Annotated in this window: 18 protein-coding genes; 8 read left to right on the top strand and 10 right to left on the bottom strand. The window is 63.9% G+C overall.

Annotated features, from left to right (window positions below; genetic code table 11):
* Positions 1-145 precede the first annotated feature (145 nt).
* A complete protein-coding gene (locus tag ACQ4W0_RS28320) occupies positions 146-796 on the top strand; it encodes a hypothetical protein (RefSeq protein WP_436579764.1) in 651 nt (216 codons plus the stop codon).
* Here the strand turns inward: ACQ4W0_RS28320 and ACQ4W0_RS28315 are convergent.
* The 4 genes from ACQ4W0_RS28315 to lptF are packed head-to-tail and all read right to left on the bottom strand — an operon-like array spanning position 793 to position 4,503.
* Complete coding sequence (locus ACQ4W0_RS28315; RefSeq protein WP_436579763.1) at positions 793-1,788, bottom strand: stealth family protein; 996 nt, start codon at positions 1,786-1,788, stop codon at positions 793-795. The two genes, ACQ4W0_RS28320 and ACQ4W0_RS28315, sit on opposite strands and share 4 nt — an antisense overlap.
* Positions 1,785-2,192: a sirohydrochlorin chelatase gene (locus ACQ4W0_RS28310; RefSeq protein ID WP_436579762.1), complete on the bottom strand. Its 408-nt coding sequence runs from the start codon at positions 2,190-2,192 to the stop codon at positions 1,785-1,787. The genes ACQ4W0_RS28315 and ACQ4W0_RS28310 overlap by 4 nt, the downstream gene beginning before the upstream one ends.
* Positions 2,192-3,361 carry an LPS export ABC transporter permease LptG gene (gene lptG, locus ACQ4W0_RS28305; RefSeq protein ID WP_436579761.1) on the bottom strand — a complete coding sequence of 390 codons (1,170 nt, stop codon included), beginning with the start codon at positions 3,359-3,361 and terminating at the stop codon, positions 2,192-2,194. Before lptG ends, ACQ4W0_RS28310 begins: the two co-directional genes overlap by 1 nt.
* Complete coding sequence (lptF, locus tag ACQ4W0_RS28300; RefSeq protein ID WP_436579760.1) at positions 3,358-4,503, bottom strand: LPS export ABC transporter permease LptF; 1,146 nt, start codon at positions 4,501-4,503, stop codon at positions 3,358-3,360. The genes lptG and lptF overlap by 4 nt, the downstream gene beginning before the upstream one ends.
* Positions 4,504-4,570: 67 nt before the next feature.
* Between lptF and ACQ4W0_RS28295 the strand changes: the two genes are divergently transcribed.
* Positions 4,571-6,064, top strand: coding sequence for a leucyl aminopeptidase (locus ACQ4W0_RS28295; protein ID WP_436579759.1), 1,494 nt, complete (start codon positions 4,571-4,573; stop codon positions 6,062-6,064).
* Positions 6,065-6,166: 102 nt separating this feature from the next.
* Here ACQ4W0_RS28295 and ACQ4W0_RS28290 read toward each other — a convergent pair whose 3' ends face one another.
* The 4 genes from ACQ4W0_RS28290 to ACQ4W0_RS28275 are packed head-to-tail and all read right to left on the bottom strand — an operon-like array spanning position 6,167 to position 7,779.
* Positions 6,167-6,694, bottom strand: coding sequence for a hypothetical protein (locus tag ACQ4W0_RS28290; protein WP_436579758.1), 528 nt, complete (start codon positions 6,692-6,694; stop codon positions 6,167-6,169).
* Positions 6,695-6,705: 11 nt separating this feature from the next.
* Positions 6,706-7,176 (bottom strand): CreA family protein, encoded by a 471-nt coding sequence (locus tag ACQ4W0_RS28285; protein ID WP_436525879.1) that lies wholly within the window; start codon positions 7,174-7,176, stop codon positions 6,706-6,708.
* A gap of 32 nt (positions 7,177-7,208) precedes the next feature.
* Positions 7,209-7,397 (bottom strand): DUF1653 domain-containing protein, encoded by a 189-nt coding sequence (locus ACQ4W0_RS28280; RefSeq protein ID WP_034782199.1) that lies wholly within the window; start codon positions 7,395-7,397, stop codon positions 7,209-7,211.
* Positions 7,398-7,407: 10 nt separating this feature from the next.
* Positions 7,408-7,779, bottom strand: a complete 372-nt coding sequence (locus ACQ4W0_RS28275) for a phiTE_015 family protein (RefSeq protein ID WP_436579757.1) — start codon at positions 7,777-7,779, stop codon at positions 7,408-7,410.
* A 571-nt stretch (positions 7,780-8,350) separates the two neighbouring features.
* Between ACQ4W0_RS28275 and xth the strand changes: the two genes are divergently transcribed.
* Positions 8,351-9,115 (top strand): exodeoxyribonuclease III, encoded by a 765-nt coding sequence (gene xth / locus ACQ4W0_RS28270; protein ID WP_436579756.1) that lies wholly within the window; start codon positions 8,351-8,353, stop codon positions 9,113-9,115.
* Positions 9,116-9,314: 199 nt separating this feature from the next.
* Here the strand turns inward: xth and ACQ4W0_RS28265 are convergent, their stop codons facing one another.
* Positions 9,315-12,971: a sensor domain-containing protein gene (locus tag ACQ4W0_RS28265; protein ID WP_436579755.1), complete on the bottom strand. Its 3,657-nt coding sequence runs from the start codon at positions 12,969-12,971 to the stop codon at positions 9,315-9,317.
* 212 nt (positions 12,972-13,183) lie between these two features.
* On the opposite strand from ACQ4W0_RS28265, the gene prpR reads away from it, so the two are divergent.
* The 5 genes from prpR to ACQ4W0_RS28240 all read left to right on the top strand — a co-directional run bounded on the left by prpR (position 13,184) and on the right by ACQ4W0_RS28240 (position 18,519).
* Complete coding sequence (gene prpR / locus ACQ4W0_RS28260) at positions 13,184-14,809, top strand: propionate catabolism operon regulatory protein PrpR (protein ID WP_436579754.1); 1,626 nt, start codon at positions 13,184-13,186, stop codon at positions 14,807-14,809.
* A 21-nt stretch (positions 14,810-14,830) separates the two neighbouring features.
* A complete protein-coding gene (locus tag ACQ4W0_RS28255) occupies positions 14,831-15,769 on the top strand; it encodes a phytanoyl-CoA dioxygenase family protein (RefSeq protein WP_436579753.1) in 939 nt (312 codons plus the stop codon).
* Between the two features lie 90 nt (positions 15,770-15,859).
* Positions 15,860-16,732, top strand: a complete 873-nt coding sequence (locus ACQ4W0_RS28250) for an alpha/beta fold hydrolase (RefSeq protein WP_436579752.1) — start codon at positions 15,860-15,862, stop codon at positions 16,730-16,732.
* Positions 16,733-16,735: 3 nt separating this feature from the next.
* On the top strand, positions 16,736-17,803 hold the full coding sequence (locus tag ACQ4W0_RS28245; RefSeq protein ID WP_436579751.1) for a sensor histidine kinase: 1,068 nt from the start codon (positions 16,736-16,738) through the stop codon (positions 17,801-17,803).
* Positions 17,800-18,519: a LytR/AlgR family response regulator transcription factor gene (locus tag ACQ4W0_RS28240; RefSeq protein WP_436579750.1), complete on the top strand. Its 720-nt coding sequence runs from the start codon at positions 17,800-17,802 to the stop codon at positions 18,517-18,519. Before ACQ4W0_RS28245 ends, ACQ4W0_RS28240 begins: the two co-directional genes overlap by 4 nt.
* A gap of 5 nt (positions 18,520-18,524) precedes the next feature.
* Here the strand turns inward: ACQ4W0_RS28240 and ACQ4W0_RS28235 are convergent, their stop codons facing one another.
* Positions 18,525-21,887 (bottom strand): S41 family peptidase, encoded by a 3,363-nt coding sequence (locus ACQ4W0_RS28235; RefSeq protein WP_436579749.1) that lies wholly within the window; start codon positions 21,885-21,887, stop codon positions 18,525-18,527.
* Positions 21,888-22,036: the final 149 nt, after the last annotated feature.

Genomic DNA, 22,036 nt, shown 5'->3' with positions numbered 1-22,036 from the left:
TAATAAAATCATGTTACACCCCGCCATAGCGCTTGCCGCGCGGTCCTCCGGCTGACGGGAGTCCACCCTGGTAATCTCCCCGAAAAAAGCTGCGCCCGCAGGCTGCAATACCGCGCCGCGCAACTTTAGCCGTCACGATCCAACCATGAATTTCACTTCCATGCGCGAAGCCCTGACTTCGCTCAGCAGCAGCAATGTCGGCGTCGCCGGTGCCGTGCTGTCAAGCATGCTCGCCTCCGTCGCCCTGTGGACGGTGTTCCCGAATATCGACGATGAAAACCATTTATTGGAATGGCTGCAGGCGCTGTTCCTGGCCCTGGCCTGCACGGTGCACGGCGTGCGCGCATGGCAAGAGTCCAATCGCCAGTCCTTGCGTTTCCTCATGCATGCCGGCTTGTCGGCCCTGCTGTTCGGCTTCCTGCTGCGCGAACTCGATATCGACCAATTCGGCACGGCGCCCGCCTGGGCTCAGGCTGAAAAAGCCTTGCGCGTGGTGGAGTTGCTGATCCTGATACGCCTGCTGATCTTTTTCGCGCCACGCGCCCGCAAGGTGTTTGCCCATGCGCCGCAGATTTTCAGCATGCGCATCACCATCCTGACGGCCATCGGCGGCTTGCTGATGGTCGCTGGCTGGCCTTTCGACAAGAAGGTCTTTCACGGCATGCCGGACGCTTACGCGCTGCTGGGCGAAGAAGTGCTGGAACTGGGCGCCTATTTGCTGCTGTTCCTCGCGTCGCTGTCCGACAGCACGGCCGCCGCCCGCATCAACCTGGCGCCCCGGCAGAAACAGGTCTAAGCACCTTCAAATGAAGAAGGCAGCGGCAGCAGCCGCTGCAAGGTAGCAGCCACGCGCAGCAGGCGCGGATCGTCATCGTCGGCCTCGTCGCAGGTGTCATTGATGCAGAAAAACGGCAAGCTGCCGAGACGCGCCGCCAGCTCATCAAGCTGGTACGGCGCCTGCGCATCGCCGCTGGCGATGTGCAGCGGGTCGAGCATGCGTGCCCGCGCCATTCCCTGATGCACCATCCAGCGCGGCACCAGGTCGGGCAGCAATGCCGGCACCTGCCAGGAGCGAAACACTGTCGCGCGCACGCCGGCAAACATGGCCGGCGCCAGCCCTTCCAGTTCATGCAGCGCGCTTTTCAGCATGGGCCGCGGCGCATGCGCATACAGGCGCGGTTCATGCCGGTAATCGGCGTACTGCGCCGACAGCCATAGCCGTGACAGGGTGGCGCAATTGACGGGCGCCGCCACGTCGGCGCGCAAACCCTGCAAATCGGGCTGCAGCGCGCTCTCCGTAAACACGCTCAAACGCCGGTCCACTTCCCCGCCAAACCAGAACGTGGGCTCGAACGGCGCGCCAAAAAATACGTCGTCGTTCAGATACAGGAAGCGTTCGGACAAGCCGGGAATATGGTGCAGATACGATTCGATATGGCCAGAATCGAACACGGGCAGCGATGCGCCGGGCATCAGGCTGGCGTGGTCGATCACCGTCAGGCGCGGTGAAGCGCACAGCCAGGCAGGCACCTGGCGGTCCGTCAGCAGATAGACATGGCCGTGGCTTGGGAAGAAGCGCTCCAGCGCGCGCAGGTTGTAGCGCAGTTCGCCGTTGTCGCGGTAGCGCCCCGCCACGTTGCCGTGCAGGGCCAGCTGGCCGGGATGCGCCTGCTCCCAGGCGGCATACGCCTGCTGCCGGCGCGCCTGCCACGCCGGGTCGGCGCCATCGACCCACAGGTAGACGATGTCGATGCGCGCCGCAGGCATCGCGCTGGCGGCGCCGCTCAAGGGCGAGGGCTGGAGCCTGGTGCCGCCACGCAGTAATCGGCGATGGCGGCGAGCACGCTGGCGTTCTCGCCCACCGCCTCGACCACCTTCAGGCGCAATGACGGATGCTGCTGACGCAGCTCTTCCAACAGGAGCGGCAAGTCGCGCAGCACATGCCCGCCCTGCCCCAGGAACACCGGGACCACCGTGACGTCCAGGGTGGTGCCGGCGGGCAGCTCGGCCAGCAAGGTCGCTACCAGTTCGGGCAGGCGCGGCGTCATCAGCTCCAGGAAGGCCAGGTGCACGCTGGTGCCGGGCATGCGCGCCTGGGTCAGATCACGCAGGCGCTCGAAGGGCGCGGCCCACGATGCGGCGCGCGCGCCATGAGCAAACAAGATCAGTGCCTGTTTCACGTTCGCCTCCATCAGTGCCGCTCCACCCACCACAGGGCGCCCAGCGCCAGCAGCAGATACAGGGTGCTCGGCGCCACCGCCGTCAGGAAGGCCGGCCAGGTGCTGAGCAACCCAAGATGCGAAAACAGGGTGTTGACCAGCATGAAGCTCACGCCGATCATGATGCCGATGAAGATCTTCAGGCTGATGCCGCCGCTACGCGTGTGCATGTAGGCGAACGGCAGCGCCAGCGCCATCAGCACGAAAATGGCCAGCGGATCGATCAGCTTTTTCCAGAAGGCGATACGGAAACGCTCGGTTTCCTGCTTGTTCTCGGCCAGGTGGCGCGTGTACACGGCCAGTTCGCTGGCCGACATGCGCTCGGGATCGGAAGCCGACACCGTCAGGATCTTCGGCGTCACTTCCGACGTCATGTCCTTGCTGGCGCTCTGCACCGTGCGCACCAGGCTCGTTTCCTGCCCATAGTAGTTCGCCAGCTTAGGCTCGAAGCCGGGCGAGGTCGCCGCGCTGTTCGAGAACGAGGTTTCCGTCACATCGGTCAGGCGCCAGATATTATTGCCCTGATATGTTGCCCCCTTGGCCACGGTCAAGGTGCGCAAACGCATATCGGTGTCAAATTCATACAGCTTAACGTTTTTCAGCTGGCCGTCCGGACGCGCTTCGCCGACATTGAAAAAGCGCGAACCGGTGACTGTGCCCGTCAGGCCGTCGCTCTTGACCATATCCTTGGTCCACAGGCCGGAGCGAAATTCGCTCGACACGGCCGCGCCGCGCGACGTCAGCTTGAGGCGTTCGGCCAGCGGCTCGGTGCGCGGCGTGATCAACTCACCGAAGATGAAGGTGATGACCACGAAGACGATACCGATGCGGAACAGGAAACCGGCCGCCATCGCCGTCGACATGCTCGAGGCGCGCATGATGGTAAATTCGGAACTGGCCGCAAATTGCGCCATCGTGTAGATCGTGCCGATCAGCGCCGCGATCGGCATCACCTCGTACACATGGCCCGGCACCAGCACCAGCACATACAGGAAGGCATATTCGATGGTGTAGCCGTTACGGCCCACCTTGGGCAACTCGCCCGTCAGGTCGATGAAGGCTTGCAGCGCCAGGAAGGCCAGCAGCACGAACAGCACCGCCTGGAATATCGAGACTGCAAAATAGCGCTGTAAAATCTTCATTTCGATGCCGCTTTACTTGGTTTGCCGGCGCGGCGCGCGCGCTTGAAGGACGCCAGCAGGACCAGCGGATGATAGCGGTGATTCACATTCAGGCGCCATGCAAACAGCGCCACCACGGCCAGTGCCGCCAGCAGGTGCAGCGGCCACCAGGCCAGGCCAAATGTCATGCGCCCCTGTTTCACGCTCGCTTCGACAACCTTGATAAGGTTGCTATACGTAAAGAAAATCAGCAAAGCCACGATCAGGTTGGCCGAACTGCCGGCACGCGGGTTGACGAAGCCCAGCGGAATGGCCAGCAGGATCAGCATCAGGCCGATCAGGGGCGCACTGACGCGCCACAGCAGTTCGGCCATGGTGTAGGGATTCGGATCGGCGACGAGCGCCATGGTGCTCATGGCGCGCACGCCCAGTTCCGCGCCCAGTTCCTGCTGCTTGCTCTCGATGCGCATGATGTACTGCTCGAATTCCATGGTCTGGAAGTCCGCTTGCGTCGGCACGCCCTGGTAGCGGCGGCCGCTCTTGAGCACCAGGAAGCGTTCGCCCTTGGCGTCGGTATTGATCACGCCTTCCCTGGCGACGACGACGACGGCGCTGCCTTTCTCATCGACGGTATTGACGAAGACGTTCTGCACCACGTTCTTCTCGCCACTGGCACCCTCGACGAAGAAGATGCGGTTGCTGCCGGCCGATTCGCGGAACTGGCCCGGCGTGACTTTCTGCAGGTCTTCGCGCTTTTCAAAGCGCGCCACGTATTCATCGCTGTTCTTTTGCGCCCACGGCGTGGCGTACAGGCTCAGGACGCCGGTGGCCAGCACCAGCGGCAGGCCGAAGCTCAGGACCGGCCAGATCCAGCGCGACAGGCTCAGGCCGGAAGCGAACCACACCACCATCTCCGATTCCTTGTAGCTGCGGGTAACGACCATCAGCACCGAAATGAATCCGGTGAGGATGATGATGGTGGGCAGTTGCATCAGGGCGGAAAAAACCATCAGCGACATGACGTCGGCCGACGCGATCTTGCCGCCCGCCGCCTTGCCGAGAATGCCGATCAGCATCCAGGTGAGCAGGATGCTGAACAAAACAGTGAAGGTGGCCCCGGCGGCACTAGCCAATTCACGTCGAAGGGCGCGTTGAAAGATCATTCGGAGTTTATAATTCGGGTCAGTTAGTTGAGTAACACGTTACTAGTAAATGAAAACGGAGAACCAAATGGACTTTAGCATAAAAGCATTCGATACCAAGAGCACCCTCGGCACGGCCAAAAGCGGATGCATCGCGGTTGCGGTATTCGAAAACAAAAAACTGTCGCCAGCGGCAAAATCGCTGGACAGCAAGAGTGCGATTTCGGCTGCGCTGAAGTCCGGCGACATCAGCGGCAAGCCTGGCAGCACCTTGCTGCTGCGCGCAGTCGATGGCGTCGCCGCCGAACGTGTTCTGCTGGTAGGCATGGGCAGCGATGAAACTGTCAGCGAAAAAAGCTTCGCTACCGGTGTACAAGCGGCCCTCAAGGCTTTCGGTTCGCTGGGCGCTGCGGACGCCATTATCGCATTACCGCTGACGGAAGTGAAAGAGCGCGACGTAAATTGGGCAATCCGTTGCGTGGTGCAAGCCGCACATGACGGCGAATACCGCTGTGACTCGCAAAAAAGCAAAAAAGATCCGGCGCCAGCAGGCGTGCGCAAGATCGTCCTGGCGGCTCCGGCAACGGCCGCCACGCGTGGCGCGCTGGCGCAAGCCATCGCCATTGCCAATGGCTCCGACCTGACGCGCAACCTGGGCGACCTGCCGGCGAACATCGCCAATCCGACCTACCTGGCCAACACGGCCAAGCAGCTGGCCAAGGATTACAAGTTCGAAGTCGAAATCCTGGACCGCAAACAGCTCGAAGCGCTGAAAATGGGCAGCTTCCTGTCCGTCACCAACGGCAGCGAGCAACCGCCGAAATTCATCGTCCTGAAACACATGGGCGGCAAGGCCAAGGATGCGCCGGTGGTCCTGGTCGGCAAGGGCATCACCTTCGACACGGGCGGCATTTCGATCAAGGCCGGTCCTGGCATGGATGAAATGAAGTACGACATGTGCGGCGCCGCCTCGGTACTGGGCACCTTCCGCGCCATCGGCGAAATGAATCTGAAGCTGAACGTCATCGGCGTCATCGCCGCGTGCGAAAACATGCCGTCGGGCCGCGCCACCAAGCCGGGCGACATCGTCACCTCGATGAACGGCCTGACCATCGAAGTGTTGAACACCGACGCCGAAGGCCGTCTGGTGCTGTGCGACGCACTCACCTACGCCGAACGCTTCAAGCCGGCAGCCGTGATTGATATCGCCACCCTGACGGGCGCTTGCGTCGTCGCCCTGGGCCACCACAACAGCGGCCTGTTTACGCGCAGCGATGCGGCGCATGACCAGCTGGCCAATGAACTGCTGGCAGCCGGCAAACAGTCCAGCGACACGGCATGGCGCATGCCGATCGAAGAGGCGTACAACGAGCAGCTGAAGTCGAACTTCGCCGATCTGGCCAACATCGGCACGCCAGGCGGCGGTTCGGTCACGGCAGCGGCCTTCCTGGAAAACTTCACCAAGAAGTACACCTGGGCACATCTGGACATCGCCGGCACGGCATGGAAATCGGGTGGCGCAAAAGGCGCGACCGGTCGCCCAGTACCCCTGCTGACGACGTTCCTGATCAACCGCGTGTAAGTTGACGCCTTGCCGGTAGCGCCTGCGCTATCGGCGTCGCGAAACAAAAAAAAACCGCCATGGTCGCAAGACCTGGCGGTTTTTTCATGTGTGGCGGATGAATCAGTAGACGACGGGATTGGGCAAAGGCGATGGCGCCACCTTCGGCTGCACCACCGTTTCTGGCACGGCGGCCGCTGGCGGCGGCGCGGAAACCGGCGCGGGCGGTGGCGGCAAACGGGCCGGGTCCTGCATGACGATGGTCAAAATCGATGGATAGTCAAAGCCCGCACCCGTGTTGCGGTCGACGAAATAGCCAACGCCCAGGGTAAGGATGACATTGCCCCAGATGCTGCCATTGAGCTTGGGATCGATATGGTCGTCCGTGGCGATGGCGGGCGAACCGTGCTTCCGGCAGTCGACTGTCAAAGGCTCCTGGCTCTTGCGGATGGTAATGCGCCCCGGCGTGGTGACAAACCACTTGCCCACGTCGTTGCTGAGGATGCAGCCGGCACCGTTCAGCTCGCGGTTGTCCTGGATGGTCTGCACCAGCACCATCTGCTCGGTGTTGCCAGTCAACGTGGCGCAGCCGCCCAGGCCAAACAGCAGCAGCGTCCTGGCGGCAAGGGCGGCAGACGATGGGACACGCATGGCTGGCTCGCTTAACGGACGGGAATCGGCTGGTCGCCGGGCACGGCGACGGCGGTAACGCTGTTTTTCGGACTGCCCTCGATCAGGCGGTCGGAATACACAAGGTAGACCAGTGCATTGCGCTTGCTGTCGACCATGCGCACCACGCGCACATGCTTGAAGAAGATCGAGGCACGCTCGGTAAACACTTCTTCCTGGCGCGGCAGCTTGCCTTTGAATTGCAGCGGCCCCACCTGGCGGCAGGCCACGGCAGCATCGGCCTTGTCTTCGGCCAGGCCGACGGCGCCCTTGATGCCGCCGGTCTTGGCGCGCGACAGGTAGCAGCTGACGCCAGCGACGCGCGGATCGTCGTAGGCTTCGACGACGATCTTGTGGTCAGGGCCGATCAGTTTGAACACCGTGTCGACCGAACCGATGGTTTCGGCATGCGCCGCGGTGCAGGCAAAGCCCAGCACCAAAGCGGCAGGCAGCAATTGACGCATGAAATAATCCCGGGCACGCACGCAGGCGGCCATCAGTTGATGGGAGCGAAACGCTGGACCATGACGCCTTCGACTTCGATCAGTTGAAAGAACACGTCTTTCGGCCGGGTCCAGATGGAACCGTCCGCGGCGCGATACACGATCATCGGCGTCAGATCTGCTTCCAGCGTGGCTTCGCACACTAGTTCATAAATGCCGCCCTTGTAGTGCCGATAACGCATCGCCGTCCCCTCAAGCCGTAGAATCTTCGCTCTTGTCGTCGGCCAGTGCCTTCTGCTTCATCTTCAGGCCCTGGATCACTTTCAGTATGCCTTCCATGCCGGCAGCGCCATCGGCGCCGCCGAAGGCGTCGAGCACCTCATTGAGCACCTTGTTGCGCACGATCGCTTCATCGGAGGACATTTCCAGCGCGCGCTGGGCTTTCGCCGCCTTTTCGGCCGCGCTCACGCGCGGCTTGGCCGCCGTCTTGCCATGCGTCAGAGCTGCCTGCCAGATAACCCAGCGACGCTGGGTCTCGAAAATCAGGTACTCATCCGGTTTATCTTCTCTTCGCCGCACAATGTGGCCGTCACGCTGCGCCCACGCTTCAAATGCAGTTCGCATTTTCTTCCTTTGCAAATGCTACGCGCAAGTCTCACTATTAAAACTGCAACATTTCAAAATAGTACCATCTATTGATGTCGCAAAACAGTCTCATAGATATAGTACTGCAATTTATATAACAAGTCTGGCGGCGCCAAGAACGGAATTGACGCTCCGCCCCGGGCACAGTGGTCATGTAATCGGAATAGCAATTACAACTAATTACAACTGCTTCCTGTTCGGTTCTAAACTTGGCTGTAACAAAGCCGTGTGACACAGTTGTTACATTGTGCCATTTTAGTAGTTTTTATCGCGTTTTAGCGAGAAACTTTACACCTTTGTCGCGTTAAATGGCGAGACGCAGCCTGTCACGCCAGCCACTTATGCCAAATCAAACATAGGGGTTGATCAATGATACACAAAAACATAATATTCATGCGCCACGATTGGTTAAATATAAATACTTTATTAACATTCTTTTTCCCTGTAAGCAAATAAAGCATACGCTCGGCAAGCGGGGAGCAGGACGCCGGCGACACGCATGCGGTAAGATTCGCGCCTATCGATACCTATTCACGCAAGGATTTTTCCCATGAAACTCGCCACATGGAACGTCAACTCGCTCAAAGTGCGCCTGCCGCAAGTGCTGCAGTGGCTGACAGACAACCCGGTCGACATACTCTGCTTGCAAGAGACCAAGCTCACGGATGACAAGTTCCCCGTCGCCGAGATCGAGGCGGCCGGCTACCAGGTGGTCTTCAGCGGCCAGAAGACCTACAACGGCGTGGCCATCCTGTCGAAGCTGCCGATCACCGATGTGGTGAAGAACAACCCGCGCTATGAAGATGCGCAGCAGCGCATCCTGGCCGCCACCATAGGCGGCGTGCGCGTCGTCTGCGCCTACGTGCCGAACGGCCAGAGCGTCGATTCGGACAAGTACGAATACAAGCTGGGCTGGCTGTCCGCCCTGCACGACTGGCTGGCCGAAGAGGCGCTGCAGCACCCGCAGCTGGCCGTCGTGGGTGACTACAATATCGCGCCCGACGACCGCGACGTGCACGACCCCGTCGCCTGGGCCGGCCAGGTGCTGGTCTCGGACAAGGAACGCGCCGCCCTGCAGCGCCTGTTCGACATCGGCCTGACGGACGCCTTCCGCCTGTTCGAGCAGGCGGAAAAATCATTCAGCTGGTGGGATTACCGCCAACTGGGCTTCCGCCTGAACAAGGGCCTGCGCATCGACCATATCCTGCTCTCGCCAGCCTTGGCGGCACGCTGCACGGCCTGCGTGATCGACCGCGTGCCCCGCAAGTGGGAACAGCCGTCCGACCATGCGCCGGTTGTGGCAACCATCGATTAAGCGATGCGGGCATCATCGAAGGTGGACCACTGCAAGTGGGAACAGCCGTCCGATCATGCGCCCGTCATCGCCACCATCGGCTAATCATTCCAGAACGCCTGACAGAAGCGTCGCGAGCGGAAGGGAGAGGTGACCAAGAAGCGCAGCCGTGCTCGCGCACGGTGAGCATCGCGGGCTACCTATACCGACGCGCAGCAGCTTATGTCACGCGTTCCAGCAGCGATTGCGCATTCGCCGCCGGCACGGGCGCCGAGAACAGATAACCCTGCGCATAGCGGCAGCCGTTCGCCTGCAGCAGGGCGAACTGTTCTTCCGTCTCCACCCCCTCGGCCACGGTCGACAATTGCAGGCTGTCGGCCAGCGCGATGATCGCGGCCACGATGGCGCGGTCTTCCGCGCTGTGTTCCAGGTCCTTGATGAAGGCACGGTCGATCTTGACCTTTTTCACGGGGAAGCGCTTCAGGTAGGCCAGGCTGGAATAGCCGGTGCCGAAATCGTCGATCGACAGGCGCAGGCCCATGCCATTGATCTGCCGCAGAATCTCCAGGGTATGCTCGCCGTGCTGCATCAGCGCCGTCTCGGTGATCTCGAATTCCAGCAGCGCCGGGTCGATGCCCGTTTCACGCACCACGGCGCCGATCGCCGCCACCAGGCCCTTGTGCATGAACTGGCGCGGCGACAGGTTCACTGCCAGGGGCACGGGCTGCAAGCCCTGGCGCTGCCAGGCCATGCTTTGCTCGCACGCCTGGCGCATGACCCATTCGCCCACCGGTACGATCAAGCCGTTTTCCTCCATGATGGGAATGAAGCGGTCAGGCAGCACCAGGCCATGGCCGGGACGGCGCCAGCGCAGCAGCACTTCCATGCCATGCAGGCGGCGCGTGGCGATATCGATGATGGGCTGGTAAAACAGTTCAAACTGCTGCAGCGCCAGCGCCGTGCGCAAGCTGCTTTCCAGGTCGAAGTGCAGGGCCGCCGCCTGGTTCATCGTCTGCGTGAAGAACTGATAATTATTGCGGCCACTGCCTTTGGCGTGGTACATGGCAGCATCGGCATGGCGCATCAGGGTGTCGACATCGCCGCCATCGTCCGGATACACGCAGATGCCGATCGACGGCGTGACGTGCAGCACATGGCCATCGAGCGGAAAGGCGGGCGTCAGCGCCTCGATGATCTTCTCGGCCACGCGCGACGCTTCGTCGGTGTCGCGGATGCCGGGCACCAGCACAACGAATTCATCGCCGCCCAAACGCGCCACCGTATCGCTGGCGCGCACCGCGCGGCAGAGCCGGCCGGCCACCTCCTTGAGCAGCAAATCTCCCGTCATGTGGCCCAGCGAATCGTTGATGGTCTTGAAGCGGTCCAGGTCGATGAACATCACGGCCAGCTTGCGCCCGGAGCGCTGCGAGGACAGCATGGCCCGTTCCAGGCGGTCCGACAGCAGCGCGCGGTTCGGCAAGCCCGTCAGGTTGTCGTGGTAGGCCATGTGATGCACGCGCGCCTCGGCCTGGCGCCGCTCGGCGATCTCGCCCTGCAGCAGCAGATTGGCGCCGGCCAGTTCGGCCGTGCGTTCGTGCACGCGCAGTTCCAGTTCGTCGCGCGCACGACGCACCGCCTCGGCCGCCTCGCGGCGCGCCGTCACGTCGTCGACCAGCCACACGGAACGACCATGCACATGCGCCAGGTCAAACGGCCGGCCGGACAGGCGCGCCCAGAAGCGGCTACCATCCTTGCGCACCAGCTGGTATTCCGACATGTGCACGCGGCCCGCGCCGAAATCGCGCGCCGTCTCGCCGCGCGCCATTTTCCACGCCGCTGTGTCAGGATACAGCGCCTGCACCGACAGGCCGTTGATCTCGCCGGGGCCATAGCCGAAAAGCTCTTCCATCTTGCTGTTGGCACGCAAATTGTAGCCGCCCTCCACCACCGAGATGCCCAGCACGGCGCTGTCGAGGATGGCCTGGTTTTCCAGCAGCGCATTGCGCAAGGATTCTTCGGCGCGCTTCGCTTCCGTGCGGTCCTCGATAATCCAGATGGTGCCTGCACCGGGATCGTCAGGATTGACCACATAGGCGATCAGCTGCGCCCACAAGGTGCTGCCGTCGCGGCGCATCATTTCCACTTCCGTCTGGAACGGCTTGGCCACCGACAGGAAGGGGAAGGCTGCCGCGCCCAGCAACTCGTAGGACTGCTGCGACACGTACAGCGCGCGCCCGGGCAGGCCCAGCGCCTCGTCGCCGCTGTAGCCGAACATCGCGGCAAAGCCCAGGTTGTAGCGCGTAATCAGCCGGTTCTTGGTATACAAGATGCTCACCGAGGCATTCGTCATGATGGCCGCCACCTCCATCTGCGCCTGGCGGCTGTCCGTGACGTCTTCGAGTATCCAGATCGTGCCCTGCTCGCTGTGCGCCTGGTCGACTGCCTTGGCTCGAATGCGACACCAGAACAAGCTGCCATCGCGGCGGCGGAACAGCACTTCATCCTGCTCGTACGGCAAGCCCTGCCCCAGCAGTGGCGTGGCTTGCACGCCAAACTCTGCGTAGGCAGCGGGCAAGGGAAACAGCTCGGCGGCGGGCAAGCCCGTCATCTCCTCCTGCGCGTAGCCGAACATTTCGGCGAAGCGGGGATTGCAACGCAAGACCAGGCGCGAACGCGAAAACAGGATGCCGACGGACGCATTGTCGAGGATGGCCTGCTGCTCCAGCATCAGCTGGCGCGTGGCCTCCTCGGCCGCCTTCTGCGCACTGCGGTCGTCGAAGATCCAGATCGTGTCGCGCAGCCCGCGGTCGACCTGGCTCTCGGGGTTCAGTACATAACCATACGCCAGCGCCCAGAAAGTGGAGCCGTCGCGGCGGCGCATCTCCATCTCGCCCTGGAAAGGCTGGCCGCGCCGCAGCAGGGGCGACGCTTGCCGCACCACGTTCTCATACGCCGCGCGCGACGGGTACAGGTCGGCGACGGCCAGGCCCACGCCGCTGTCGCCATCAAAGCCAAAGCATTCGGCAAAGCGGCGGTTGTAGCGCAGCACGCCCTTGTCGCGCTGAAAACCGATGGCCAGCGGCGCGTTGTCCATCACGGCCTGCATTTCCAGCATGGCGCGGCGCAGCTGGTCTTCATCGCGCCGGTGATCACTGATATCTTCGATAATCCATATCGTGCCGTCATGCGTATTCAAGGGATCGACAGCACGCCCGTGCAGCCGGCTCCAGAACAGCGTGCCGTCCTGGCGCCGCAATTCCAGTTCGGTGCGGTACGGCTTGCCCTTCGAGAGCAGTGGCGCCGCCTCCAGCCCCAGGAGGCGGCAATGCTCGGCGGAGCGGTACAGCACCGCGCCCGGCATGCCCGTCAACTGGTGGCGCGCATAGCCGAGCATCTCGGCGGCGCGGATATTGCACTCCTCGATGAAGCCGCCCTTGGAAAACATGATGCCGACGGCAGCGCTTTCCAGGATGGCCTGCTGTTCTAGCAAGGTCTTGCGCAAGGCTTGCTGGTCGCGCTGCTGCACGCTGATATCGGCAAACACCAGAGTCGCGCCCGGCAAACCATCGCCCACCTGCAGCGGCTTGGCCCATACCTGCACGGCGATGGCGGCATCGATTCCCTCCAGGCTGCTGTCCCAGTGCCGTTCGCGCCCGGCCGCACCCAGCGCGCCACGCAGCATGCTGGCACTCGACGCGCGGTAGGCGTCCGTAAAACAGTCGGCCAGCAGCCGGCCCGACACATCCCTGCCCAGCAAGGCGCTCAAGGCGCCATTCACCGCGACCACCATGCCGCAAGCATCGCAGGCGCAGGCGGGCAAGGCGATCAGCTGCAAGGCATCGGCGATGAAATCGGGACTGGTCGGTACGCGGTTCATGGACACCATGGGACGGTTAAGGACGAGATAAACAGGCGCCTGGGCAAAACATTTTTCCAAGCATCACGGTGCTGCTAGATCATAAACCAGTTTCCGGGGGTTTTTTCATATTCCTTATTGGCAATATCTGAAACACCACAGACCACTTGCAACACGCCCGTTGCACAGCCGTTGCATGACAATAAAATGAAACAAATCGTTTAGAATAAAGCATGCGCCGCCCTCCCCAACCTCCGCTCGACCACCGCGACAAACCCATCATCTGGACCGTCTCCGTCTCGCGCCTGTTCGACCTGTTCCGCGACATCACGCTCGAATACGACGACCTGGCGACGATCGAGCCGATCAACCTGGGCTTCGACGACGCCGTGCGCCACATCCGCGAACGCATGGCCACCGAGCGCTGCGACGCCGTCATCGCGGCCGGCTCGAACGGCGCTTATCTGAAAGGCCGGCTGTCGGTGCCCGTCATCATCGCCAAGGCCAGCGGCTACGACGTGATGCAAGCGCTGGCGCGCGCGCGGCGCATCTCGCCGCAGATCGGCGTCGTCACCTACCAGGACCCGATGCCGGAACTGGCCGAATTCGCCGCCACCTTCGGCTTCCAGATTGCCCAGCGCACCTATGCCACCGAGGAAGACGCGCGCGCGCAGATCAACGAACTGAAGGCGGCCGGCGTCAAGGCCGTCGTCGGCGCGGGCCTCGTCACCGACCTGGCCGAAGAGGCGGGACTGGCCGCCGTCTTCGTGTATTCGGCCACGGCCATCCGGCGCGCCTTCGACGACGCGCTGGAACTGGCGCGCCTGACCCAGATCGAATCGACCCGGGGACGACGCGCGGTGGTGGCCGACACCCTGCGCGCGCGCCATGGCCTGCACGATTTGCGCGGCGAATCTGAAGCGATGGAGACGCTGCGCCAGTCGGTGGTGCTGTATGCCCGCTCGCCGGCCACGGTGCTGATCCAGGGCGAGACGGGTAGCGGCAAGGAACTGGTGGCGCAGGCCATCCACCGCGAAAGCCCGCGCAGCCTGGGTGCGAACCGGCCCTTCATCGCCATCAATTGCGGCGCCATCGCCGAATCCCTGCTCGAATCGGAGCTGTTCGGCCACGAGGACGGTGCTTTTACGGGCGCGCGCCGGGGCGGCCATGCGGGCCTGTTCGAAGCGGCCAACCACGGCACCCTGTTCCTCGATGAAATCGGCGAAATGCCGCTGGCCTTGCAAACGCGCTTGCTGCGCGTGCTGGAAGAGCGCGAAGTGGTGCGCGTGGGCGGCACGCGGCCCATCGCCATCAATGTGCGCATCATCAGCGCCACCCATTGCGACCTGGAACAGCGCATCCGCGAAGGACGCTTCCGCGCCGACCTGTTCTACCGCCTGGCCGTGCTGCGCCTGCATTTACCCGCCTTGCGCGAACGCGCCAGCGATATTCCCGGCCTGGCCGAATGGTCGCTGAAAAACGCGCTGGCCGCGCTGGGCGCCCGTCCGCACCCCAACCTGCACGCGGAAATCCATGCCTGCGCGCCGCTGCTGCGACGCTACGACTGGCCCGGCAACGTGCGCGAACTGCGCAACCTGGCCGAACGGCTGGCCCTGTTCCTGGCCGCCGAACCGCTGCAGGCGCTGACGCCCGCCTTCGTGCTGGGCGTGGCGCCGGAACTGGCCAACGCTGCCGGCACGGCGGCGCTGCTGCCGGCGCCGGCCGCCACCGTGCCGCTGCGCCTGGAAGACGAAAGCGCCAGCGCCGTGCTGGCGCGCTTCGGCGGGCGCCGCGACGCCGCCGCCCATTACCTCGGCATCAGCCGCACCACCCTGTGGCGCCGCCTGCGCGCCGGCTAACACCCAACCACCCACCACACCATGGACGACTGGCCTCACCTGCACGATTTATGGCAACGCTGCACGGGACACGGCGGCGCTGCCGGCGCCAGTGGACTGGCGCGCGACCACCAGGACATCAAAGCCCTGTACGCGCGCGGCATTTCGATGGAAGACGCGCTGCACTTCCTGTATCAGCAACGGCCGACCCTGCCGGCCTACACCGACTGGATCGCCGCGCGCACGCGAGCGCGCCCGGCGCACGCCGCCAGCGCGCACCAGGACGTGCTGTCCGCCGCCGACCTGCGTCATTTCGAAGAGCACGGCTATCTGGTGCTGCGCGGTGCCGTGCCGCGCGCGCAGTGCGACGCTGCCCGGACTGCCATCTGGGACTATCTGGGCGCCAGCCCCGACGATGCGGCATCGTGGTACCAGCCGCACCCGGGCAAGCGGGGCCTGATGCTGCAGTTTTCAGACCATCGGGCACTCGAGGAAAACCGCCACAGCGCGCACGTACGCCACGCCTATCAGCAGCTATACGACACAAGCACCGGTGCCGGCACCGGCATCTACGCCAGCATCGACAAGGTAAGCTTCAATCCGCCGGAAACGCCGCAGCACCGTTTCCCTGGCAGCGCCCTGCACTGGGACGTCAGCCTGCAACAGCCGATTCCGTTCAAGCTGCAAGGCATGCTGTACCTGAGCGACTGTCCGGCGCAGCACGGCGCCTTTCACTGCGTGCCCGGCTTCCAGAGGCACATCGCCGACTGGCTGCAGCAGCTGCCGCCGGGTACTGCCCCGCGCGAACGGGCCGTCCAGAGCCTGCAGCCCGTGCCCGTCGACGGCATGGCCGGCGATTTCATCATCTGGCACCAGGCCCTGCCCCATTGCGCCACGCCCAACCGCGGCCCGACGCCGCGCATGGTGCAATACCTGACCTACCTTCCCGACCACTGCCAGGATCAGGATGCGTGGATCTGAACCACTCATCCCGCCATGCCGCCGCTCATCCCGCAGCGCTGGCTGCCGGGCGCCTGCGCCGCTAGCATGGTCGTCAAGGAGGAGTACCCCATGAAACGAACACTGCAAACATTGATCTTGCTCACCAGCGTGCTGCTGGCAGGCACCAGCCAGGCAGCAGCGCCTGCGGCATTCACGGTCGAGGTCACGGGCCAGGGCCGCCCGCTGATCCTGATTCCCGGCCTGGCATCCTCGGGCGAAGTCTGGCAGGGCACGGTGACGCGCCTGTGCGGACCGAAAACGGGGCGTGCCTGCCACGTGCTGACACTGGCCGGCTTTGCCGGCGTGGCACCCATCGATGGCGACTTGCTGGCGCAGGCGGAACGGCAGCTGGCCGACTACATCGGCGCCAACAAACTGGGCCAGCCGGCCATCATCGGGCATAGCCTGGGCGGCTTCCTGGCCCTGAAAATGGCCATCGACCACCCTGCGCGGACGGGCAAGCTGGTAATCGTCGACTCGCTGCCGGCGCTGGGGGCGACGCAGTTGCCCTCCATCACGCAGGAACAGCTGCAAGCCATGTCAACGCAGATGCAATCGGCCATGCGGGCGCAGGATGCAGCCAGTGCCAGCGCCAGCCAGCGCCGTACCGTCGCGGCCATGGTCAGCGCGCCGGCCGACGTGGAACGCATCATCGGTTGGGGTCAGCGCTCGGACCGCGAAACGGTCATCAGCGCCATGGGCACCTTGATGGCCAGCGACCTGCGCCAGGAAGTGGCGAAAGTACAGTCTCCCACCCTGGTGCTGGGCACCTGGATCGCCTACAAGGATTATGCGCCGCGCGCCGCCATCGAAGCCACCTTCCAGCAGCAGTACCGCCAGTTGCCCGGCGTGCAGATCGCGCTGGCCGACACGGCGCGCCACTTCATCATGTACGACCAGCCGGACTGGATGTATGCGCGCATCGAACAGTTCCTGGACTAGACAATGAACGCGCCCCTGCCCCGTCCGCCGCTGCTGGCCAGGATCAACTGGTACTGGGCCTTCCAGCTGGCCGGCTGGGGCGCCCTGGCCTTGTTCAACAGCGTGTATGGCGGTTCCTCGCAGCTGCGCATTGTCGTGACGATTGCCTGCTGGGGGTCCTTGGGCGGGCTGCTGCTGTCGCACCTGTGGCACGGCATCCTGCGTCGGCGCGGCTGGGCGGCAAACGGCTTGCGCTGGAAACGCATCGTGCCATCATTGGCCCTGCTGGCCTCCATCCAGACGGCCAGCGTGACGACCGCCTTCCACGTCATGTACCCACCCGATGTCCTGCGCGGCCTGGCCTGGCTGCCCGGTGCGCTGCTGTTCTGGTTCGGGGTATTCCTGACCTGGACGGTGTTTTACTTCACCGCGCTGTCGCTGCGCCGCGCCGCCCACCTGGAAGCGGAAACCCTGCGCTTGCAGTTGCACGGACGGGAAGCGGAACTGCGTGCCCTGCAGGCGCAAGTCAACCCGCATTTTTTCTTCAATAGCCTCAATAGCGTGCGCGCGCTGATCTTCGAAGACCGTGAGGCGGCCGCGCACATGATCGACCAGCTGGCAGGCCTGATGCGTCACGCGCTGCAATCGGGCCAGCATGCGACGGTGCCGCTGGCGACCGAACTGGATGCCGTGCGAGCCTACCTGGCCATCGAACAGATACGCTTCGAGGAACGCCTGCGCGTCAGCTTCGCGATCGAGATAAGTGCGCCCGACCTGGAACACGTGCGCGTGCCGCCCATGGCCCTGCAAACGCTGGTGGAAAACGCCGTCAAATATGGCGTCGAAGCGAGCGCCGATGGCGCCGACATCCGCATCGCGGCGCGGCGCGCCAGCCCTGCCGACGGCCCCGCCATGCTGCAGATCGAGGTAGCCAACACGGGCGCCTTGCGCGAACCCGGCACGTCCACCAGCGTCGGCCTGCGCAATGCGCGACAGCGCTTGCAGCTGGCCTGCGGCGAGCGCGCCAGCCTGGCATTGCGCCAGCAGGCGGGCTCGGTGTACGCCACCATGTACGTGCCGGAGCAGCCATGAGCGCGCCGCCGCTCAAGGTGCTGCTGGTCGATGACGAGCGCTTGGCGCGTGCCGAGCTGCGGCGCCTGCTGGCGCCGCATGTGCAGCGGGGCGCCGTGGAGATCGTGGGCGAAGCGGCCAGCGCGGCCGATGCCGTGGCGCAGATCGGCAAACTGCAGCCCGACCTTCTGCTGCTCGACGTGCAGATGCCGGGCGGCTCCGGCTTCGACCTGCTGGCCACGCTCGACGCCGCGCCCGACGTCATTTTTTGCACGGCCTTCGACCAGTACGCGCTGCAGGCGTTCGAGGTCAGCGCCCTCGACTACCTGCAAAAACCCGTGCAGGCCGCACGCTTGGCCACGGCGCTGGCGCGCGCCGGCGCGCGGGCGCAAGCCGTGCCGCTACCGGCGCCGCGCAAGGTCTTCATCAAGGATGGGGAACGCTGCTGGTTTGTCGCGTTTGACGACATCCGCCTGCTGGAATCGGAAGGCAACTACACGCGCGTGCATTTCGGCACGCAGCATCCGCTGATGCTGCGCACCCTGAACCAGCTGGAAGAAAGACTGGACCCCGCTCTGTTCTTGCGCGCCAACCGGCGCCAGATCGTCAACCTGGCGCAGGTGGCGCAAGTGGCGCCGAATGCCGCCGATGGCCTCGACCTGCACCTGCTGGACGGCAGCGTGATCGAGGTGTCGCGCCGCCGCGCGCAGCAGTTCAAGGCCAGCACCGGCCTGTAGCCCCCTTACTTCAGCGCGGGTATGGGCTGCGCCTGGAACGCGGGGCGCGGCTGCTCCCTGAGCTTTTTCGCCAGCATGTCGAGCGCCACTTCCAGCTGGCGGTCGGCGCCATTGAAGGTGGCGTGCGGCGGATTTTCCACCTCGACGTCCGGCACCACGCCCACGCCTTCGATCAGCCACTGGCCATCGATGCCGAACTGGCCGTTTTCCGCCACGCGCGCCATGCCATTGTCGGCCAGGCGCGTATTGTCGCTGAGCCAGACGCCGGCGCCGGCCGTGCGCTTGCCCACCAGCGGTGCCAGGCCCAGGGCCTTGATGCCGGCGGCAAAGGTTTCGCCATCCGAGTACGTGAGTTCATCGACCAGTACCACCAGATGGCCGCGGAAGGTGTTCTGCATGTTCGACGACGGTTGCACGCCCGGCGGCGCCCAGTAGGCCCAGGCCTTGCGCAGCAGTTTTTCGATGATCCAGCTGTCGATATTGCCGCCGTTATTGCGCCGCACGTCGATGATCAAGCCTTCGCGGTTGATGTTGGCGTAAAAGTCGCGCGCGAACGAGGCGATGTCGTTCGCGCCCATGGCGCGCAGGTGCAGGTAGCCGATGCGTCCCTGCGAAGCTGCCGCCACCTGCTCGGCGCGGCTCAATTCCCAGTCGCCATAGCGCAGCGCCGTCTGTTTCGCCATGTTGACGGGCGTGACGATGACGGCGCGCGGCGCGCTCCCCTTGCCATTCCCCCGTTTGACCTGCAGCAGCACCTGCTTGTCGGCCTGGTTCAGCAGCAGGTCGCTGATATCGCGTGCGGCCAGCACGTCCTTGCCATTGACAGCCGTGATCACGTCGCCCGCCTTCACATCCACGTCGGGGCGCGACAGGGGCGCCCGCGCCGAGGGCAATTCCGCTTCGCTGCGGTAGACATGCTCGACCTGGTAGCCGTCGCTGGTACGCGCCAGCACGGCGCCCAGGCCGGCCGGCGTGCCTTCCTGCTCCGTGCGGCGCAATTCACCGGGACGTATCTGCGAATGCAGGGCGCCCACTTCGGCCACCATCATGCCCAGCACGTCATTGAGCTCGGCCCGGTCCGTGACCCGCTCGACCAGCGGCGCATATTTGTCGCGCGCCGCCTTCCAGTTCACGCCGCGCATCTTCGCGTCATACAGGAAATCGCGGTGCAAGCGCCAGGCGTCATTGAACATCTGCTTCCATTCCAGGCGCGGGTTCGACACAAACGTCCAGTCATCGACTTTGACTTTGGCCTTCGACAGGTCGGCCGGCAGCTTGGCGCCCGCCTCGATCACCAGCATCTCGCCCGGGCCAGTAGCCGCTGCTGTCCTGTAGTACAGATGTTTTTTATCCGTCGCCAGGTCGAATTCGCGCACATTGGCCACCAGCAGTTCCGGCTTGGAGCCGGTATTGCCAATGGCGAGAGTCTTCAGGCTGGACTTGTTCTCGCCGCTATCGCGCTCAAGGAAATACAGGCGCTTGTCATCCATGGCCAGCGCGCTGTAGTTGCCCGCCGCCAGCGGCACTTCATACAAGCGCTCGGCCAGGCCCTGGCTGACGATGGCCGGCAAGGCGGCCGGCGCCTTTTTCACTGCGCCCTTGCCGCCGGCTTTCTCCAGGGCTTTTTCCGCCGCCAGTTCGGCCGCCTTTTCATCGTCCGTTTCGGCCGGCTTGACGCCAGGGCGGCTCAGTTCATCATCGGGCTGGAACGGGAAACGGTTACCCGGCTGCAGCGCCAGCGCATACACGCCGATGCGCTTGTCGAACACGGGTCCCATGTTGCGGTCGCCCCACGGCGACCCATTGGCCAGCTGGAAATTGCGCGCCGACATGAAGTACAGCCAGCGCCCGTCGGGCGAAAACACTGGCGAGCCGGACGTATAGCGGTCGCTGGTGACGAATTGCAACTGCTTCGACGCGAGGTTGTACAAGCCGATCTGTTCGCGCTGCTCGTTGCTGGCCACGCGCACGATGGCCAGGTTGCGGCTGTCGGGCGACCATTGCACTTCGTCGTGCTTGTCCACGCCCGCCTTGCCCGCGTCGTCGATCAGCTGGTTGCCACGAGTCGCCAGATCCAGCAGCCAGAAGCGGCCCTTTTTATCCGTGTGCGCCAGCCAGCGCCCGTCCGGCGACGGATACAGTTTCCAGCGGTGGTTGTCGCCCTGCGTCGTCAGCTGCTCGCCCTTACCCGAGCCATCGGCGGCGTACTTCCAGATTTCATTTTCGCCGCTCGTGTCGACGATGGCAAACACGGATTTCTCATCGCTGGAAAAGACGGCATCGCGCGCCCGCGCCCCTTCTGGAATGGCGATATCGACGCGACGCAAGCTGCCCGTGCCGGCGATGCTGACGCGCCCGCGAGCGGTGAGGATGATGCGCTCATCCTTGCCCGACACCTGCACATTGCTCAAGGTATCGAGCGGCGAACGGATCTGGCGCGCGCGCTGCTGGTCGAAGTCGGAAACGAGGCTGATGGCCAGCGGCTGCGAGGCGCCCGTTGCAGGGACATTCAGGTCCAGCACATGCAAATCGGCGCCCAACTGGTAGACGACCTTGCCATCGCCCAGGGAGGCATTGCGCACGTCCCACTGCGTGTGGCTGGTCAGCGCGCGGCGGTCAGAGCCGTCGGGCAGCATGCTCCACAGGTTGTCGCTGCCGCCTTCGTCGCTGATGTACACCACGCGGCCTTGCCACCACATGGGGCGCTTGTTGTTGCCCGCCAACACGGCAGCATCCGTGTGCATGCGCACGGCCTCGCCCTTGCCGTCGAGCGCGTAGCGCCACAGGGTGGCATGCGCGCCGCCCCGGTAGTTGCGCACATTGTCGTTGGTCATGGCCAGGCCGAAACGCGTAAAGAACAGCGTCTTGCCTGCGTCGTCGAGCACGGCATCGTTGGCGTCGGCCACGGGAAACACGCGCCGCGTCTGCTTCACGGGATCGATGGCGGCGACGATGCGGCGCGAGGCGGGGCCATCCGTATTTTGCGTGCTGACCAGCACCTCGCCCTGCGCCGTCCAGCCCAGCACCAGCACGCCGCCATTGTCATACGAGATACGGCGCGGCAAGCCACCGGCCAGCGGCATCACATACGCTTCCTGCGCCCCTTCGTAGGCGGCGGAAAACGCCAGCCACAGGCCGTCGCGGGAAATCGCCGCGTTCGTTTCATAGCCGGGATGCGTGGTCAAACGCTGCGCCGCGCCACCGCGCACGCTGCTTTTCCACAAATCGCCTTCGGCCGTGAACACGACGGTGTCGCCGCGTACGGCGGGGAAACGGAAATAGCTGGTGGCGGGAGAGGCGGCAGCGACAGCGTTGCCGAGCAGACCGGCGGACAACAGGAGCAAGGTAAGATTGTGGGAAATTTTCATGTGAGCATCCAGATAGCGGTCAGGGCGATGAGGTGGCATGGACATCATGTCGATACCGGACAGCAATTCTGGCATAAGCACGACCAAAGAAAACCTTCTTTATTGCCCACAAAAACGTAAAAAAACCCGCGCCACTTGCGTGGGGCGGG

Origin of the sequence: Janthinobacterium breve (genome assembly GCF_051380895.1) — a bacterium.
GTDB lineage: Bacteria > Pseudomonadota > Gammaproteobacteria > Burkholderiales > Burkholderiaceae_D > Janthinobacterium.
The sequence above is the reverse complement of the archived record's forward strand: the minus strand, read 5'-3'. Positions and strand labels throughout refer to the sequence as shown.

Excerpts from the sequence above, each read along its gene's own strand:
- ACQ4W0_RS28265 (WP_436579755.1), bottom strand. The coding sequence starts at position 12,971 with ATGAACCGCGTACCGACCAGTCCCGATTTCATCGCCGATGCCTTGCAG.
- ACQ4W0_RS28275 (WP_436579757.1), bottom strand. The coding sequence starts at position 7,779 with ATGCGAACTGCATTTGAAGCGTGGGCGCAGCGTGACGGCCACATTGTG.
- ACQ4W0_RS28320 (WP_436579764.1), top strand. The coding sequence starts at position 146 with ATGAATTTCACTTCCATGCGCGAAGCCCTGACTTCGCTCAGCAGCAGC.
- ACQ4W0_RS28310 (WP_436579762.1), bottom strand. The coding sequence starts at position 2,192 with ATGGAGGCGAACGTGAAACAGGCACTGATCTTGTTTGCTCATGGCGCG.
- ACQ4W0_RS28245 (WP_436579751.1), top strand. The coding sequence starts at position 16,736 with ATGAACGCGCCCCTGCCCCGTCCGCCGCTGCTGGCCAGGATCAACTGG.
- ACQ4W0_RS28280 (WP_034782199.1), bottom strand. The coding sequence starts at position 7,397 with ATGCGTTATCGGCACTACAAGGGCGGCATTTATGAACTAGTGTGCGAA.
- ACQ4W0_RS28285 (WP_436525879.1), bottom strand. The coding sequence starts at position 7,176 with ATGCGTCAATTGCTGCCTGCCGCTTTGGTGCTGGGCTTTGCCTGCACC.
- ACQ4W0_RS28250 (WP_436579752.1), top strand. The coding sequence starts at position 15,860 with ATGAAACGAACACTGCAAACATTGATCTTGCTCACCAGCGTGCTGCTG.
- ACQ4W0_RS28235 (WP_436579749.1), bottom strand. The coding sequence starts at position 21,887 with ATGAAAATTTCCCACAATCTTACCTTGCTCCTGTTGTCCGCCGGTCTG.
- ACQ4W0_RS28255 (WP_436579753.1), top strand. The coding sequence starts at position 14,831 with ATGGACGACTGGCCTCACCTGCACGATTTATGGCAACGCTGCACGGGA.
- ACQ4W0_RS28240 (WP_436579750.1), top strand. The coding sequence starts at position 17,800 with ATGAGCGCGCCGCCGCTCAAGGTGCTGCTGGTCGATGACGAGCGCTTG.
- lptF (WP_436579760.1), bottom strand. The coding sequence starts at position 4,503 with ATGATCTTTCAACGCGCCCTTCGACGTGAATTGGCTAGTGCCGCCGGG.
- ACQ4W0_RS28290 (WP_436579758.1), bottom strand. The coding sequence starts at position 6,694 with ATGCGTGTCCCATCGTCTGCCGCCCTTGCCGCCAGGACGCTGCTGCTG.
- prpR (WP_436579754.1), top strand. The coding sequence starts at position 13,184 with ATGCGCCGCCCTCCCCAACCTCCGCTCGACCACCGCGACAAACCCATC.
- lptG (WP_436579761.1), bottom strand. The coding sequence starts at position 3,361 with ATGAAGATTTTACAGCGCTATTTTGCAGTCTCGATATTCCAGGCGGTG.
- ACQ4W0_RS28295 (WP_436579759.1), top strand. The coding sequence starts at position 4,571 with ATGGACTTTAGCATAAAAGCATTCGATACCAAGAGCACCCTCGGCACG.
- xth (WP_436579756.1), top strand. The coding sequence starts at position 8,351 with ATGAAACTCGCCACATGGAACGTCAACTCGCTCAAAGTGCGCCTGCCG.